Source organism: Corynebacterium sp. 401_CJEI (assembly GCF_001076435.1).
GTDB classification, from domain to species: Bacteria; Actinomycetota; Actinomycetes; order Mycobacteriales; family Mycobacteriaceae; genus Corynebacterium; species Corynebacterium jeikeium_D.
This window is the reverse complement of record NZ_JVIP01000013.1, coordinates 37,379-53,390: the sequence shown is the minus strand read 5'-3', so window position 1 is coordinate 53,390 and position 16,012 is coordinate 37,379. Positions and strand designations below refer to the sequence as shown.

The following is a 16,012-nucleotide window of genomic DNA, read 5'->3' as shown; positions in this document are numbered from 1 at the left end:
CCGTCACTCTTCCGCGACTGGGTTTTCATCCAGCAGTGAGATTCGCCCCTGCTCAGTCTGCGCCACCGTCACCGTGTGATGAGTGACAGAAGAATCCTCGACCAGTGCCTGAGGCAACTCCTCCCCCACCGCCGAGGTGATCAACACCTGCTCAGCCTGCTGCGCGATTTCCATGAGAGCTTCCCGACGATGCCGGTCGAGCTCCGCAAACACGTCGTCAAGCACCAAGATCGGGTCGGGCCCATCGGCACGGAGCAAAAAGTACGCGCCGAGACGCAGCGCGAGTGCAAAAGACCAGGTCTCGCCGTGGCTAGCGAAGCCCTTGGCGGGGTCATTGCCGAGAATGAGGTTGAGATCATCGCGATGCGGACCAACGAGACAGGAACCGCGCTCAATCTCCGCGGTGCGGCGCTCCGCCATCTTCGTCAGCAGCAGTGCCTCGAGCAGCTCCGGTTCGCTGGGCAATGGCCCGCCATCCAGACTGTCGACCTTCGGCGCATAGGCAATCGTGGCTGGGCGCGAGTGCGGGGCAAGCGTGGCATAGGCCTCGCTGACGTGTTCCGACAGTTCGGCAATCAAATCCATGCGCGCAGCCATTAGTGCCGCTCCCACCTGCGCCAATTGCGCATCCCAGGTGTCCAGCGTGCTCAGTGCGGCCTGCCCCTCCGAGGAAGAATAGCCACGGCGCAGCGTCGAGCCCGCCGACTTCAGCAGCGCATTTTTCTGACGCAAGATCTTGTCATATTGAATGCGGATACCTGCGGACAGTGGCCGTCGTAAAGCGAGCAAATCATCGATGTAGCGGCGACGGGACGCGGGCTCGCCCTTGACCAACGTGAGATCCTCGGGCGAGAAAAAGACCGACTTGACGATCCCCAGCAGCTCCCGCGGAGACTTCAGCCGCGTGCGATTAATCTGCGCCTGATTCGCGCGATGCGGATTGATGAGCAGATGCGCCGTCAGCTCTCGGCCATCATTGACCGCCGTCGCCGAAATGCGTGCCGACGGGGTCCCCGAACGAACCAGCGGAGCATCCGTAGACACTCGATGCGAACCGAGCGTGGAGAGATACCCAACGGCCTCGACGATATTGGTCTTGCCGTAGCCATTTTGCCCGGTAAATACGGTAATTCCAGGCGTGAACTCGACTTCCAACTCCGGCCAGGAGCGGAAGTCCCGCAAGGACAAATACCGAATGTGCATAGCCGCAGACTAGCCCGGCAGGCGCACAGGCATCAGCAGGTAAGTGAAGTCGGTCTCCGGCGTTGGGTAGAAGCCGTCCTCACCGAGCTCCGGGATAGCTTCCGGCTCTGGAATGAGAATCGCGGGACGCGACGGCTGCGTAAAGCCCAGCAGAACGCGGTGGGAGCGAACAGCGCTGAGCCCCTCGAGCAGGTACTGCGGGTTGAAGGCGATCAGAAGTGGTTCCCCATAGAAGTTGCAGGCCACAGTCTCTTCTGCGTGACCGACCTCGTCGCCATGAGCGGAAAGGACAACCTGGCCATCGGAGAAGTCCATGCGAATCTGCGCACCGTGATCCGCCATCAGAGACACACGACGGATGGCATCCTGCAGCTGGTCAACACGAGCAACAGCCATGGAGGAATGCTGCTTCGGCAGCAGCGGACGGAACTTCGGGAACTCGGCGTCCAGCAATCGCGTGGTAGTGCGACGAGGATCGGCGAGGATAGCCAGCAGACCTTCGGAGCCGACCTCACGATCATCGGATCCGTCGCCGAATGCCAAGGTCACTGGCTCGCTGGAAGTGGTATCGAGAGTGCGGGCAGTCTCCGCGAAGGTCTTTGCCGGGATGAGCAGCTTGGTCTCCCCCTCCGGGATCTGCTCCCACTCGAAACTGCGAACCGCCAGGCGGAAACGGTCGGTGGCAGCGAGAGTGACCTCGTTACCTTCGGTTTCCATCCGGATGCCGGTCAGCATCGGCAGCGACTCATCCTTGCCGGCAGCGATAGCGACCTGACCAATAGCCTCAGCCAACAGAGCGGCATCGACAGTGCCGGTAGCAGCCGGAGCTTCTGGTAGCTGCGGGTAATCCTCCAAGGTCAGACTTGGCAGTTCGAAGCGGGAAGAACCACAGCGAACGATGACCTTCGTGCCATCAAAGTGCATCTCTACCTGCTTATTCGGCAGCTTAGAGACAATGTCAGAAACCAACTTGCCATTGACGGCGAAGCGACCGGGCTCATCGACCTCTGCGCTAATACGAATCTGAGTCGAGACCTCGTAGTCATAGCCAGCGAGCTGCAGACCATTGTCATCCGCGAGAAAAATCATGCCACGCAGAATCGGCTGAGTCGGGCGTGCAGGCAGGTTACGAGCAACCCAGCTCACCGCACCCGCGAGATCGTCCTTAGCCGCGCGAATACGGACTTCGGTCTGCTCCATCGTTCCTCCACCGGTATTGGATGTCTGTTATTAGCCGTCTTTTGTGTTGTCAGCACGCTATGTCAGCGCACATGACTGGAGTTACAAAGATTCCATCGTACAACTCTACTGCAGACTGCCAAAGACCTCACTGGGATTCTTGTAGTCCGTCTAGTGCTTGATCGTAGTTCTTACTCGTTTTTGGCATTTTCGAAGTTGTGCGCCAGAGGTTGTTTGCCAGAGGTTGTGCGCAGGCTCCCTTTTATCTAGAAGTTTCTAGAGATTTTTAAAGTCGGGAGTAGTAATAGGGGGTGTGCACATTGTGAAATTACATGATTCCCGCTGGTCTTCACCGGTTTCGAGCTGTGGATAACCAGTGCGTCTAACTGTGGATAACTTGGGGTGTCTGTGGATAGTGTTCGGGCTTCATCTTTCATCCACAAAATTTACGAGTTGTCCACAGCTCTGTGCACGGAAAAACCGCAGTTAATAACAAGAATTCCGCACGCCGAGCCCAAGGTTTTTAAGCCGTGCCGCGAGCTCGGTCTCGAATGCGCGTAGTCAGGTCGTTGACCTGGTCCTTTGAGGGCTTCTTCTCCTGAATTTCCTTAACAATCTTGCGTTCAGCGTGCAAAACCGTCGAATGGTCACGATTTCCGAACTCCCGGCCAATCGACGGCAACGAAAGCTCAGTGAAGGACCTCGTCAAGTACATCGCGATCTGGCGAGCATGAGCGACCGGGCGAGTCTTACCCGGGCCCACCAAATCCGCAACCGTTAGGTCGAAGTACTCAGCCGTGGTGGAGATGATGATCTCCGGGGTAATCTGCACCTCGATTTCGTCGGCACCGAGGATCTCCTGCGCAAACTTCAAGGTCACAGGCTCATGAATCATGGATGCGTGAGCACTAATCTGCAGGAGACGCCCCTCGAGCTCACGAATAGAAGACGAGGTGTTCTCCGCGATGTACTGGAGTACATCATGCGGAACGACCAAATCAGACAGCTGTGCCTTCTTCGACAGAATTGCGATTCGCGTCTCCAAGTCCGGGTATTGCAGATCCGGATTGAGCCCCCACTGGAAGCGGGTACGAAGGCGATCCTCCAGCGTCTTAAGCTCGCGTGGTGGGCGGTCCGACGACAGCACAATCTGGTGATTGGACTGGTGCAGGGCATTGAACGTATGGAAGAACTCTTCCTGTGTACCTTCCTTGCCCTCCAAGAACTGGATGTCATCGATGATGAGCATGTCCAAATCGCGGTAGCGACGCTTGAAGGATTCCTGGGCGTCGTCACGCACGGAATTAATGAAGTCGTTGGTGAACTCTTCCGAGGAAACGTAGCGAACCCGCAGGTTAGGGTACAAATGCTTGGCGTAGTGGCCAATGCCGTGGAGCAGGTGCGTCTTGCCAAGACCCGAACCGCCGGAGATAAACAGCGGGTTGTAGGTGCGCCCCGGAGACTCCGCAACAGCGACGGCGGCCGCGGCGGCGAACTTATTCTGCGGACCAATAACGAAGGTCTCGAAGGTGTAGTTCGGGTTGAGGGTGGGCTCCTCGAAAGGCATGCTCATCTCGGTTGGAGTGCCGTGGCTCTCGGAACGGAAAGGACTTGTGACCTGGCGCTGATCAGCAATAGTCATCGGATTCTCGGCAGATGAGTGCGAAAGCCCCTGGGCCATCGAATCTACGGCGTCCATCGATCGGCGTTGTGACTGGGCACTCTGCTGATTATGGACATTCGGCTGGTGCGTCTGCGACACCTGTGGCGTCTGCGTCGATCCCTGGTGCTGCTCGTGGAGATTGAAGTCGTTCGTATCTGCACTGGGGAACGGGTAGTTGCGGCCAGATTGCTGCTGGTGCTGCTGGTTTGGCTGTTGACGCTGAGCCTGCTGCGGACGCGAAGCTGCAGATGGCATCTGCCCCGAGTGCTGTGCAGATGGTTGAGTGGTCTCTGCTGCCTGGCTATCTTCAGCGTCGTCAGCAGGATCGGCAACGGTGATGACTGTTTCCAACTCCTCGCCGGTCAGCGAAGCTAAGACGGCCTCGATAATGCCTTTGAGCTCTTCTTTTACCAGCGCCTGCACCACTGGCGATTGAGTGCTGAGCAGGAAAAAACCTGGAAAGTCACCAGTGTGCGTCACTGACCGCAGCAGTGCCTTGTGTGGCGGGCGTAGTGGTGCAATGCCCAACTCCGGCGCACCTTCTGGTGAAGTCAGGATAGAAACGACCTGCTCCCAGAGTCCACCTGGCAATTCTGGTTGTTCGCTCACTGTGTGAATGTCCTTTTACATGTTTACGTTCATCAAATTTATCGAGGCGACCTGTTTTTGTGGAGTGTTTTTGGCATGGCGAGAGCGCCATATCTGCCCATTTGGGGGCTATTTATTGTAATTCGCCCTGTGGGGTGTTTCTACACAAGGTGCTATACGCCCCGAGCAGGACTTCCACATGTTTGTCCACACCTGTGGATAAACCTTGTCGCTAATTGACTAACAGTTTATCCACAGTTTGCCCACAATGAAAAATAGCCCCCTAGTCTGCGTTTACCTAGGTAAACACGTTATTTCCCCTGCTCGCTGTGATTCATGGTGTGGAAGTTATCCACAGCTAATGGGATAAACACCCTGTGGATTGCAGTGCATAGGTCAGTATTTCCACAGGTCAACATCGGTACCGTCGGAAAACTTGGAAAATGATTCTCCAGGTAAATCCGGCGTGTTGATTTGAATTTCTCGCTCGATTCGACGTAACCTATCTGGGTGTTTCATATCCATTGAGATATGAGTCCGAGCTTGTGCTTGGACCCGACAGAACGCATGTAGCTTTCAATCTGTCGGTAAGTAATTTTTCCGTGCATCACGGGAATGCGTCAGACGCATCGCTGCCTCGCACTCGAAGCGAGGAGTTTACTGCGGTGTGTTCAGCGTGGACTCGTGGTCGTTTGAGTTTCAAGGAGTGTCAACCGTGTCGAAGCGGACGTTCCAGCCGAATAACCGCCGTCGTGCACGCGTGCACGGCTTCCGTACCCGTATGCGTACCCGTTCCGGTCGCGCCGTTGTGGCAGCACGCCGCAGCAAGGGCCGTGCCCGCCTGTCCGCTTAAGTAAGAGGACACCGATTTCGGTGCTCCCTCAGAGCAATAAGCTGCGTTCTTCGCGTGACTTCACGGTCACCGTACGACGTGGACGCCGAATCGGACGCAAGACGTTGGTCTTGCATATTCGTGACACCGCCGCTTCTGGCGGTGAAGATAAGACCGATACGCAGATTGCCAGGTTTGGTGGTCCACGTGTCGGTCTTGTCGTATCTAAAGCTGTGGGCAACGCCGTGACTCGTCACGCTGTATCCCGCAAGCTCCGCCATGTTATGGCTGCGGCCGCGCAGGATCTTCCGTCCACTATGGACATTGTCGTTCGCGCGCTGCCCGCTTCTGCCACAGCCACCAGCCAGGAGCTGTCCCACGATGTGCAATCGGCACTCGCTACATACGAACGTCGGCGCTAATTCGCTTGACGACGGCCCCCTCGCCCAGGCCCCCGGTGCACGTGTGGCTGAGAGGGCGATTCTCTTCTACCGCCGCCGTATCTCTAATCTGAAGCCAACGAGCACATGTCGTTTTGAACCGACGTGCTCCGCATATGGTCTTGAGGCCGTGCGCCGCTTCGGAGCTATTCGTGGCCTGTGGCTGACTCTCCTGCGTATCTTCCGTTGCGCACCCTGGCATCCGGGCGGCTGGGATCCAGTTCCAGCTACATTCCCCGGCCTGGGTTCGTGGTTAAAGCGAATGCACAGGTAACCTCTAGTAATGCTTAGCCTTTGACCGGGCTTTGTAGACGAAGGCGCGAGTGCGCTGCCCCCTAAAGAACGGAGTGATCTTAGACCGTGCTCAATTTCGTGTATGGGCCGATTTCGGCCATCCTGTGGTTCTGGCATAAGGCCTCAGGTTTCCTATTCGATCCCTCCTCGGGTATCTCGTGGGTGCTGGCCATTATTTTGCTTGTGGTCACCATCCGTATCCTCCTGTTTAAGCCGATGCTGAACCAGCAGCGTTCTGCCATCAAGATGCAGCAACTCGCTCCTGAGATGCAGGCGATCAAGGAGAAGTACAAGAATGATCAGCAGGCTCAGGCTCTTGCTATGCGCCAGCTACAGAAGGAAATGGGTGTCAACCCGCTCGGCGGCTGTCTGCCGATTCTGGTTCAGATGCCTGTGTTCATCGGTCTTTTCCACGTGCTGCGTTCGTTTAACCGAACGGGTACGTCGGGCAATGCGCTCGGCATGTCGGTGGAGCAGAATTGGAATACGCCTAACTACATCTTCGGTGTAGATGAGGTGCGGTCCTTCCTCCTGGCTCGTGTGCTCAATGCTCCACTGTCCAGTTCGGTTGGAATGGGTGAGGATCAATACGCAGCCTTTACCGTGCCTGGTACGCCTGCAGACTTCACCCGCATGGACATCATGATCGTTGCTATCCCGCTGATTGTTGTCGCGGCACTGGCAACGCACTTCAACGCTCGTATGTCTGTTGAGCGCACGCGTGCCCGCCAGGAAGCCGGTCTGGTGAAGCGCCAGGAAGGCCCTATGGGGCAGCAGATGGACATGATGAACAAGATGATGCTTTGGTTCTTCCCAATCATGATTCTTGTTACCGGTGCTTTCTGGCACATCGGTCTTCTTGTCTACATGGTGACTAACAACGTGTGGACCTACTTCCAGCAGCGCTACATCTTTGGCAAGCTGGATGAGGAAGAGAAGGAAGCTGTCGCAGCCAAGAAGGCTGCCAAGCGCGAGGCACAGGAGAAGCTCGCTCCGAAGGTTGGCCAGAAGCCAATCAACCCCAAGAAGGGAGGCAAGCGCCAGGCAGCGCAGAAAGCGCAGCAGTCGCAGTCTGGTGAGGCTTCTACTGCGAACAAGGCTTCTAGCCACCTTCCGGATGGCAATTCGGCGAAGGGACAGCAGGGTCCGGCTTCCAAGCCGGCGCCGGGACAGAATCCCGCGAATCGGAAGAAACGGAAGCGCAAGAAGAAATAGCTGAAGTAGCACTGCGCTTCGTCTACATAAGTTAATTAATCAGAACGCCCCGTATTTGCTGCGGGGCGTTTTTGTTTGCCTTAGTCCCCTCCCACGCAAACAACGTCGCTGTTATTACAGATCTGTAATTTTCTCTGGAGTCTCGAGTTTGGCATCCATCCCCAGTCAATGTTTCACGTGAAACATCGTTGTTGCACTGTCGTACACTAGGGGTGTTGAAAAGCTCGACGAGTGACGGCACAGCTGCCCCATTGGAAAGGTTAGAGGAACTGTTGAGTAACTCCGCGAAAGACGTCGATAAGCAAGAAGCCTCCGCAGGTTTGGTCGATGCAGATCTGCGTTCGGTGATAGATACCGTGTTTGGAGACAATGCCGATCGGGCATACCGCTACCACTCATGGTTGGCCGAGGAGGCGACAGTCCGAGGTTTGATTGGACCACGTGAAACTCCAAAGCTGTGGGATCGGCACATTATCAATTCTGCGGTAGTTGGAGAAGCGATAGGCAAAGGGCTTGTAGTTGCGGATATTGGTTCGGGGGCTGGCTTGCCCGGCATTCCGCTTGCTCTTGCGCGACCGGATTTGAAGGTGGTTCTTGTGGAACCATTGCTGCGCCGTACAACCTTTTTGAACGAAGTTGTGGAAGATCTTGAGCTGGACAATGTAACGGTAGTTCGCGGGCGTGCTGAGGAGAAAGTGGTTCGCGCTGAGATTGGCCAAGTGGATGTCGTCACCTCCCGCGCTGTTGCCCCTCTTGGGAAGTTGGCGGGATGGTCGCTTCCTTTAGTTAAATCCGGAGGCGCGATGGTTGCACTGAAGGGTGGAACTGCCCAAGAGGAAATCGATCGGGATGCAAAGCTTATTGCTAAGGCGAAGGGAATTAATCCCCGCGTCGTAGAGGTCGGCGGTTCCGTGTTGGGAACTTCGACGTACGCCGTGATTATTCAGAAGAAGTAGGCTGTAAGCCCCGCTCCCCCAACTCCACTGCGGATTCGTTTGTGTTCTGGTTTCGGCATTGAGGCGCGTAGTGCCGTCGGGCTAGAGTGGGATAAGTATCGCGGTATGGCAAAGTCCTAGCGACCAAGGTGGATGTTTCACGTGAAACATTCCACAATCGTCGGCGTCTAACGGTTGTTGGGGCTTGATGATTACGCTTTTGCAGATAGTTACTAAGTTTTTATTCGCACTCCAGTGGCCATGATTGGTGATTGCTGTGCTTGTAAGGGGAATAGTTAATGAGCCGGAAGTCCTGGCAAGACACACCCATCGCTGCGGCAGCTCAACGGGCAGCGCAAGTTAAGGCCCCGAACCGTTTATCGCTTCCACGCCCCGAACGCCCGCGCCGTATTACTATCGCCAACCAGAAGGGTGGCGTGGGCAAGACCACTTCGGCAGTCAACATCGCGTCGGCGCTCGCGCGGCATGGTCTCAAGGTGCTAGTCATCGATAATGACCCGCAGGGAAATGCTTCTACGGCCCTGGGGATTGAGCATGTTTCCGGGACCCCGTCGACGTATGAGCTTCTAATTGGCGAACTACAGATTGACGATGTCATCCAGCGTTCCCCTGAATCTGAGAATCTCTTTTGTGTGCCAGCGACGTTGGACTTGGCGGGCTCCGAGATTGAGCTGGTCTCGCTCCTGAACCGTGAGCGCCGACTTCTCGATGCAGTGTCAGATCAGTACCTGATTGACAACGGCTTTGACTTTCTCATTATTGACTGCCCTCCTTCGCTCGGTCTGTTGACTCTGAATTCGATGACTGCCGCCAACGAGGTTTTGATCCCGATTCAGTGTGAGTTTTACGCCTTGGAGGGTGTGACTCAGCTGATGAATAACGTGCAGATGATTCGTCAGCATCTCAATCCGGAGCTACATATTTCTGCTGTGCTGCTCACTATGTTCGATGGCCGCACCAAGCTTTCGGAAGAAGTTGCCAATGAGGTTCGTAACTACTTCGGTGAGGTTGTGCTACGTAATCTCATCCCTCGATCCGTGAAGGTATCGGAGGCTCCGGGATATTCGCAGACCGTAATTTCCTACGATCCAGGGTCTCGGGGCGCAGTTGCTTATCTTGACGCCGCGAAGGAATTGGCAACGCGTGGCGACTATTCAGCAGTTCCGGGTGGAAGTGCGATTGGGCAAAAACCAGCTTCCTCCCCTACCCCGTCCAATTCCACTGAGACAAATTAAAGCCACTAGGAGTAGTAACCGATGTCGAATCAAAAAAAGGAGAACCGCAAGGGAGGGCTCGGTCGCGGTATCGCCGCGCTGATCCCAACTGCTCCGGCGGCTAACCCCTCGGTAGGTGAGAGTGCCGCGGATATTATCTTCGGTCCCCGCCGTACCCAGGGGACGAAGCAGCCTGGAAGTAGCGGAGTTGCCGACGTACTGGGGGCAGCCGCGACGGGATCCGGCACCTCGTTGACTGAAGGGAAAAACGCCGGAAAATCTGCAAAATCCGGCCAGAGCAAACCTCATACCAATGAGGCGCAGAAACGTCACAGTGACAATAAGACTATTGGTAAGTGTAGCGATGTTTCACGTGAAACATCGCCCTCGACGACATCGGGAGTAGCGGACCATAGCGGCGCCAAGCCGACCGATGTTGACACTTCGGCCGCAAACGAGTTTGGCGCGACCTATCGCGAAATCAACTTGAAGCTGATCACGCCGAACCCGAAGCAGCCACGAGAGGTCTTCGATGAGGAGCCCCTAAATGAGCTCGCTCACTCTATTCGTGAGTTCGGTCTATTGCAGCCGATTATCGTACGACCAATCTCTGAGGATAGTCGTGCGGCCGCACTCGAGGCAGCGCGCAAGGAAGATCCGAACGCGCCGCAACCCGAGTTTGAAATCATCATGGGTGAACGTCGCTGGCGTGCTTCTCAGCGAGCTGGGGTCGACACGATTCCCGCCATCGTTCGCGATACTCCAAACCAGGACATGCTTCGCGATGCCCTACTAGAGAACATCCATCGCGTTCAGCTGAACCCACTCGAAGAGGCCGCTGCGTACCAGCAGCTACTCGAAGAGTTTGGTGTAACTCAGGCAGAGCTGGCGGATCGAATCGGTCGCTCGCGGCCCGTTATTACCAACATGATTCGACTCTTGCAGTTGCCGGTGGAGGTACAGCGACGAGTAGCGGTCGGTGTTCTGTCGGCTGGTCACGCACGTGCCTTGCTTGGAGTTAAGGCAGGTAAGGAAGAACAGCAGCGCCTCGCCGAGCGAATTGTTGCTGAAGGACTATCCGTCCGTGCGACCGAAGAAGCAGTGACATTACTCAATGCCGGCGAGCGACCGAAAAAGCAGCACCGCGAGCCCACTCCGCAGCCGGAGGTCCTTCACAATTGGGCTGACCGCCTGTCCAATTCTTTTGATACGAAGGTGACTGCCCAGATGGGCAAGCGTAAGGGCAAAATCGTTATCGAATTCGGCAACCTCGAGGACTTTGATCGCATCATGTCACTGATGCATCTCGACGAAGAGTAAACCCGGTTACTGTGACTGAAGTATTCATCGAGAAAATTTCGCTGGCCGACATCGAAGGAATCTATCCAGAGACGATGTTAAGCCTGTTTTGGGAACAGGGCATGGAGCATATCCGTACAGCAACTGCCCTACCCCAGTTCTCGACTGAGCCGCGCGAACCTAATTTGGACCCCAGCACGCCAGAAGAGGATGAAGCGCTCAACGGTGATTTAAAGCATTCGGACGGCCAACCCCCTACTCGGCCAGGCGGAGCTAGTGAAAGCCTCTTAAATGGCGATTTAAGCCCTGATTTAGCCGCCCAGGTGCGCTTGGAGAAGGAAGCATGGCTCAATACCGTCTACCTTTCCTGGGGACCGTGCGGATATTCACTACGACGAAAGCCACCGGCATCACTTATCGATGGGAAACCTGAGACCGTCGGCACGCTGCTCTTTGCTCCGCCACGCTTCTGCCCGACGACATTTTCCATGCCTTCCGGACCAATATCGCCGGATGCGATTGCGCTGACGAGTCTGCATTACAACGCTTTAGAGGTTGACGATGACATGCTCCGCGTGCTCATTGTGACCGCTCTGCACAAGCTCGCGCTGCGCGGGATTTCAGCGGTAGAAGCGTTTGGTTGTAGTGGCACGGCGGATTCTATGTCGGCATCCACGCCGTCGTCGCCAACGCCTGACGACGGTACGGAGAATCTAATTGCTGATTTCGAGGCGCAACTCGAAGAAAAGCTGAATCCAAAGCCGTGTATTTCAGATTCGTTGGCGGCGATTAACCATAACGCCGGTGATTTGATTCGTACGCGAATCCTTCTTGACTCCGGGTTTCGGGTGGTGACTCCACATCCGATTCATCCGAAACTCCGTATCGAGTTGGATGCGGAATTGGACTGGGACGAAGAAATCGGCCATGCGTTGGATCTAAGTGCGAAAGAACCCTTTATGCGCTCAAAGCTGTTCAGTCTTTAGCGCTGGGTTTCATTGGTCAGCCGTGTTTAGGCTTTTTCCTCTTCAATCAGCTGCGCAAAGCTGTAAGCGCCGGTCATTGGCTGCTGCTCTTCATCGCCCAGGTACAGACGCTTTACAGCGACAACGATAGATTCGGCAATTACGTCCCGCTGATCTGGGGAAGAAAGAATTGCGACGTCATCCTCGTTGGTCAGGTAACCAACGGCGACTTCCACCGTGGGCATCCTGGTCAGACGGAGGAGATCCCAGGTACGGGCGTGCGAGCGGCAGTCCACCAGGCTCGTACGGGCAACAATCTCCCGCTGAATAAGGCCAGAGAGCTGTTCGCCAAGAATGGAGTTGGAGCCCTTCATCGAGCCAAAGTAAAAGGTCGCAATACCGCTGGCGCGGTTGTTGTGATAGTGGTCAGCCTGCAGGGAGATGAAGACGTCAGCGCCAAATGCGTTGGCCATCTCAGCGCGATCCTCGATGGACGGATTGTCGGTACGAGGACGAGACAGAATAGTCTCTGCACCTGCCGCGACAAGGCGACCTTCAATCCGAGAGGCCAAATCCCAAAGAATCTCTTCTTCAGAAATCTGACCGTAAGGGCCGTCGACCACAATGCCGGGCTCCCCTGCCCCAAGACCTGGATCAATGACAATGCGCTTTCCAGAGAGCTTCGGCCCCATCGTGCGCAGTATTTCCTTCTCGTGGAAGGCGTTTACAGAGCCACCAGTAACCCTCCTGCCCAAGTAGCTGAGCGCCCGGAGAGTAACGGGACCACAGATACCGTCGGGCTCCAGCCCGTAATTGAGCTGGTATTCACGTACAGAGGCATCGGTCTTCGGGCCAAAGTGGCCGTCTACTCGGGCATCGTGGAAGCCGAGTTCCTGCAAGGTAGCTTGGAGAACGCCTACGTCCTCACCGGTCATTTGAGACAGTGGATCATAGGACAGTACGCGGGTGCCCAGAGTGTACGAGGCTTCTCGCAGTAGGCGCAGGGTGCTGTCGCGGATGATCCCGTCGGCATAGACACCGCGGGACTGTTGGAACGCCAGGAGAGCGTTGCGCATATCCTCATCAAAGAGGTCATCGTCACCAGACCACTGAGGCGAGTTCTCCTCCGCGGCTGAGCCCTCCCAATTGGGCAGAAGCCCAAGACGAGCCAGGGTAGAACGTACCTCGGCTACACGAGGTGACCTATCGCCCACCTTCAGAAACTCTGGCACGAAAACTCCCTTCCGAACTCCACAATTATGTTTAGGCCGTTGTGGGTCCTCACAACACTTAATCAGTATTACTGGCCAGTGAGCTAAACGAAACTTCAGTTAGGAAATCCCGCGTACTCTCAGAGGATATGGTCAGCAATACCTCTCAAGTTGGCGGCAACCTGGTTCCTTCACGGTATTAAGGAAGACGTAAACCGCCATTTCCAGCAAGATTACCAGGTCGCAGGCGCGAATTGATTGTTACGAGGGCGCGTCGGCTAGCCCGACGGCAGAACCCCAGGAATAACTCTAAATCACAACCACAACTTCAGTCACATCATAATGGGGTGTGTCCAACGAAGGTGGCAGTAGCGAAGTGACGGGTGGGCAGTCGTAACCTCGTATCGGATAAGGAGCAACCCCAAGTTCTTTTAAAGGTGCTTTTCGATGAGGGACGTGATTTCGCCCTTCGGGCGGACTCCGCGAATCTCTTCGACCTTCTTGCCGTCCTTGAATAGGAGCAGGCTTGGGATGGACATGATCTGGAACATGCCAGCCAGTGCACGCTCCTCATCGACGTTGACCTTGGCGATGACGGCCTTGCCATCGAGCTCGGTCGCAACCTCGTCCAAAACGGGAGCAATCTTTTTACACGGGCCACACCACTCTGCCCAGAAATCAACAAGCACCGGCTTATCGGATTCGAGGACATCGGACTTAAAGGTGTTGGCGGTGACGGTTACCGGAGTCATGAAATTCTTCTCCTTAGAATGAGCTCGTTTGAGTTCTTAGTGGTTTTGTTTTGTGGTCTTGATTCTAATTTTTCAACCTAGCTTCTTCAGCCTCGCGTACGGATTTGGCGCTCAAGGCGTCAAAAATTAGGGCTTCCGGTGGTGCGAGTGAAGTACTAAATTGTTAATTAATGGTGTTCTTGAGAACGCTGCAAGTGCTCGATGAGTACGGGGCGTACCGGGCTATAACACGTCCCGCTGCGCCCTGATTGAGCTACAGCAAACAACAATTGGTCTTACCGACTATCGGATATTCCCCATAGTTGGATATCTGCAATCGTAGGGCTTATCCAACAATTGCGATACCCCAACTATTAGGTGTTTATCCAGCTAGTGCGACTGCCCTGCTGTCAGCTACCGAGCAACAGTTTCCAAGTAGTGCTCAGCATCCAGCGCAGCCTTGCAACCAGAACCAGCGGCGGTAATTGCCTGCTGGTAATGCGAGTCAACAACATCGCCCGCCGCAAAGACGCCCTTGAGAGAGGTCTGGGTGCTCGGAGCGGCTACCTGAATGTAGCCATTCTCATCGCAATCCAGCTGATTGCGAACCATCTGCGAACGTGGCTCGTGGCCAATTGCTACGAACATGGCAGTCACATCCAGGACGGACTTCTCACCAGTGACGGTGTCTTCCAGCTCGAGACCGGTAACTGAACCCTTGTCCTCACCAAGAACCTGGGACACAACCTTGTTCGTCGCAAAGCGAATCTTGTCATTGTTCTGCGCGCGCTCGACCATGATCTTCGACGCACGGAACTCATCGCGGCGATGGACAATCGTCACCGAGCGGGCGAACTTGGTAAGGAAGGTTGCCTCTTCCATAGCGGAGTCACCGCCGCCGATGACGGCGATATCGTGGTCGCGGAAGAAGAAACCATCACAGGTGGCACAGGCGCTGACACCATGACCAAGCAGCGCCTGCTCACCCGGAGCACCGACATAACGCGGAGCGGCACCGGTTGCCAGGATGACAGCGTGAGCCTTGTGCTCTTCTTCGCCAACCCAGACAGACTTGATATCGCCGGTGAGATCCATGCGATCGACAATCTCCATGCGCAGGTCAGCGCCGAAGCGCTCTGCCTGTGCGCGCATCTGATCCATCAGCTCTGGGCCCATGATGCCCTCGGAGAAACCTGGGTAGTTCTCCACATCGGTAGTCGTCATAAGCAGGCCGCCAAACTCGATGCCCTCGAACACCACAGGCTTCAGGTCGGCACGGGCTGCGTAGGTGGCAGCCGTGTAACCGGCGGGACCGGAACCGACGATGATCAGGTCGTGAACGATATCGCTCATGAAGACTCCTATAATTTTTATCTCTCACATCACATGGCGCACAGTGATGCTCAGTAGTAAGCAAATTTTTCAGCTCCGGGAAAGAAATTACCGGAACCAGCCACCTCAACCAACGTGAGGTTAGCCATCTCTATTCCCCCAGCCTCTCCCCTGCTCCGCAGTTGTTAGGCCACCTGCACTTCTTCCAATTGTCGCCGAAGCGTACGACGCGCCCGCGCCCGCCGAGACTTCAACGTCCCGCTCGGCTGCCCAATACTGCGAGAGGTCTCCTGCAGCGAATATCCAAAGATGTCCAAGTACAGCAGGGCATCCCGTTGATCCGTTGGCAGCTGCTCCAATGCGGCGGCCATAGTCACACGTAGCGGAACATCCGGGCAGGGAATCGGCTGTGAACTCATAAACGTCTCAAAATCCTCCTCCTTATCGCAGAGAGGGATCTCCCCGAAACGACCGCGGTTGTGGTCAATACACGCATTCTTCACGATGCACGTCAGCCACGTCGCCACCGTCGAACGCCCGCGAAAATTCGCCGCCCCCGCAATTGCCCGCGCCAGCCCCTCCTGTACCCCATCCAAGGGATCGAAATCATCCCGACGATAGCGCCGCGCCATCGCTACCAACTGCGGATAATAACGCCGTGCCAACACCGCGAACGCGCGACGATCCCCCGCCAGGTGCGCCTTCAATAATTCACGATCGACCTCGTCCGCAGATGCATGCTTTTGCATACCGACGACGCCACAATCCCCCAGTCGCCGACCCATGCGGGCCTTACGGTGACTGTCCCCAATTCGATTTCTTCCCCCAAAGTTCATGGCTCCTATGCAAACACGAAACCCGCGCTCTCCGCTTGGCAAAACTGCCGTGGA

The 16,012-nt window shown here is 55.8% G+C and carries 15 protein-coding genes; 8 read left to right on the top strand and 7 right to left on the bottom strand.

The window, feature by feature from the left end; all coding sequences use genetic code 11:
* Positions 1 to 3: 3 nt before the first annotated feature.
* The 3 genes from recF to dnaA all read right to left on the bottom strand — a co-directional run bounded on the left by recF (position 4) and on the right by dnaA (position 4,654).
* Positions 4 to 1,203: a DNA replication/repair protein RecF gene (gene recF, locus ADM64_RS03205; RefSeq protein WP_048731375.1), complete on the bottom strand. Its 1,200-nt coding sequence runs from the start codon at positions 1,201 to 1,203 to the stop codon at positions 4 to 6.
* 9 nt (positions 1,204 to 1,212) lie between these two features.
* Positions 1,213 to 2,403: a DNA polymerase III subunit beta gene (dnaN, locus tag ADM64_RS03200; RefSeq protein ID WP_048731377.1), complete on the bottom strand. Its 1,191-nt coding sequence runs from the start codon at positions 2,401 to 2,403 to the stop codon at positions 1,213 to 1,215.
* A 502-nt stretch (positions 2,404 to 2,905) separates the two neighbouring features.
* Positions 2,906 to 4,654 carry a chromosomal replication initiator protein DnaA gene (gene dnaA, locus ADM64_RS03195; RefSeq protein WP_048731378.1) on the bottom strand — a complete coding sequence of 583 codons (1,749 nt, stop codon included), beginning with the start codon at positions 4,652 to 4,654 and terminating at the stop codon, positions 2,906 to 2,908.
* A 694-nt stretch (positions 4,655 to 5,348) separates the two neighbouring features.
* Here dnaA and rpmH point away from each other — a divergent pair.
* The 8 genes from rpmH to ADM64_RS03160 all read left to right on the top strand — a co-directional run bounded on the left by rpmH (position 5,349) and on the right by ADM64_RS03160 (position 11,869).
* Complete coding sequence (rpmH, locus tag ADM64_RS03190; RefSeq protein WP_005511646.1) at positions 5,349 to 5,486, top strand: 50S ribosomal protein L34; 138 nt, start codon at positions 5,349 to 5,351, stop codon at positions 5,484 to 5,486.
* A 20-nt stretch (positions 5,487 to 5,506) separates the two neighbouring features.
* On the top strand, positions 5,507 to 5,887 hold the full coding sequence (gene rnpA, locus ADM64_RS03185; protein WP_005511651.1) for a ribonuclease P protein component: 381 nt from the start codon (positions 5,507 to 5,509) through the stop codon (positions 5,885 to 5,887).
* Complete coding sequence (gene yidD / locus ADM64_RS10755) at positions 5,847 to 6,179, top strand: membrane protein insertion efficiency factor YidD (RefSeq protein WP_080972909.1); 333 nt, start codon at positions 5,847 to 5,849, stop codon at positions 6,177 to 6,179. Before rnpA ends, yidD begins: the two co-directional genes overlap by 41 nt.
* Before the next feature lie 86 nt (positions 6,180 to 6,265).
* On the top strand, positions 6,266 to 7,414 hold the full coding sequence (gene yidC, locus ADM64_RS03180; protein ID WP_049193107.1) for a membrane protein insertase YidC: 1,149 nt from the start codon (positions 6,266 to 6,268) through the stop codon (positions 7,412 to 7,414).
* Between the two features lie 320 nt (positions 7,415 to 7,734).
* A complete protein-coding gene (rsmG, locus tag ADM64_RS03175) occupies positions 7,735 to 8,370 on the top strand; it encodes a 16S rRNA (guanine(527)-N(7))-methyltransferase RsmG (protein WP_049193120.1) in 636 nt (211 codons plus the stop codon).
* A gap of 278 nt (positions 8,371 to 8,648) precedes the next feature.
* Complete coding sequence (locus ADM64_RS03170; RefSeq protein WP_016421734.1) at positions 8,649 to 9,605, top strand: ParA family protein; 957 nt, start codon at positions 8,649 to 8,651, stop codon at positions 9,603 to 9,605.
* Positions 9,606 to 9,626: 21 nt separating this feature from the next.
* The gene (locus ADM64_RS03165; RefSeq protein ID WP_049170106.1) at positions 9,627 to 10,904 is read left to right on the top strand and encodes a ParB/RepB/Spo0J family partition protein; all 1,278 of its coding nucleotides are present in this window, start codon (positions 9,627 to 9,629) and stop codon (positions 10,902 to 10,904) included.
* A gap of 11 nt (positions 10,905 to 10,915) precedes the next feature.
* A complete protein-coding gene (locus ADM64_RS03160) occupies positions 10,916 to 11,869 on the top strand; it encodes a hypothetical protein (protein WP_049193106.1) in 954 nt (317 codons plus the stop codon).
* A gap of 26 nt (positions 11,870 to 11,895) precedes the next feature.
* Here ADM64_RS03160 and ADM64_RS03155 read toward each other — a convergent pair whose 3' ends face one another.
* The 4 genes from ADM64_RS03155 to ADM64_RS03140 all read right to left on the bottom strand — a co-directional run bounded on the left by ADM64_RS03155 (position 11,896) and on the right by ADM64_RS03140 (position 15,871).
* Positions 11,896 to 13,080 carry an N-acetylmuramoyl-L-alanine amidase gene (locus ADM64_RS03155; protein ID WP_048733139.1) on the bottom strand — a complete coding sequence of 395 codons (1,185 nt, stop codon included), beginning with the start codon at positions 13,078 to 13,080 and terminating at the stop codon, positions 11,896 to 11,898.
* Between the two features lie 410 nt (positions 13,081 to 13,490).
* Positions 13,491 to 13,811 carry a thioredoxin gene (trxA, locus tag ADM64_RS03150; RefSeq protein ID WP_049193104.1) on the bottom strand — a complete coding sequence of 107 codons (321 nt, stop codon included), beginning with the start codon at positions 13,809 to 13,811 and terminating at the stop codon, positions 13,491 to 13,493.
* Positions 13,812 to 14,204: 393 nt separating this feature from the next.
* Positions 14,205 to 15,143, bottom strand: a complete 939-nt coding sequence (gene trxB / locus ADM64_RS03145) for a thioredoxin-disulfide reductase (RefSeq protein WP_005511625.1) — start codon at positions 15,141 to 15,143, stop codon at positions 14,205 to 14,207.
* Positions 15,144 to 15,307: 164 nt separating this feature from the next.
* Positions 15,308 to 15,871, bottom strand: coding sequence for a sigma-70 family RNA polymerase sigma factor (locus ADM64_RS03140; protein ID WP_224783764.1), 564 nt, complete (start codon positions 15,869 to 15,871; stop codon positions 15,308 to 15,310).
* Between the last annotated feature and the right edge of the window lie 141 nt (positions 15,872 to 16,012).

Excerpts from the sequence above, each read along its gene's own strand:
- recF (WP_048731375.1), bottom strand. The coding sequence starts at position 1,203 with ATGCACATTCGGTATTTGTCCTTGCGGGACTTCCGCTCCTGGCCGGAG.
- dnaN (WP_048731377.1), bottom strand. The coding sequence starts at position 2,403 with ATGGAGCAGACCGAAGTCCGTATTCGCGCGGCTAAGGACGATCTCGCG.
- yidD (WP_080972909.1), top strand. The coding sequence starts at position 5,847 with ATGTGCAATCGGCACTCGCTACATACGAACGTCGGCGCTAATTCGCTT.
- ADM64_RS03170 (WP_016421734.1), top strand. The coding sequence starts at position 8,649 with ATGAGCCGGAAGTCCTGGCAAGACACACCCATCGCTGCGGCAGCTCAA.
- ADM64_RS03165 (WP_049170106.1), top strand. The coding sequence starts at position 9,627 with ATGTCGAATCAAAAAAAGGAGAACCGCAAGGGAGGGCTCGGTCGCGGT.
- trxA (WP_049193104.1), bottom strand. The coding sequence starts at position 13,811 with ATGACTCCGGTAACCGTCACCGCCAACACCTTTAAGTCCGATGTCCTC.
- trxB (WP_005511625.1), bottom strand. The coding sequence starts at position 15,143 with ATGAGCGATATCGTTCACGACCTGATCATCGTCGGTTCCGGTCCCGCC.
- ADM64_RS03140 (WP_224783764.1), bottom strand. The coding sequence starts at position 15,871 with ATGCAAAAGCATGCATCTGCGGACGAGGTCGATCGTGAATTATTGAAG.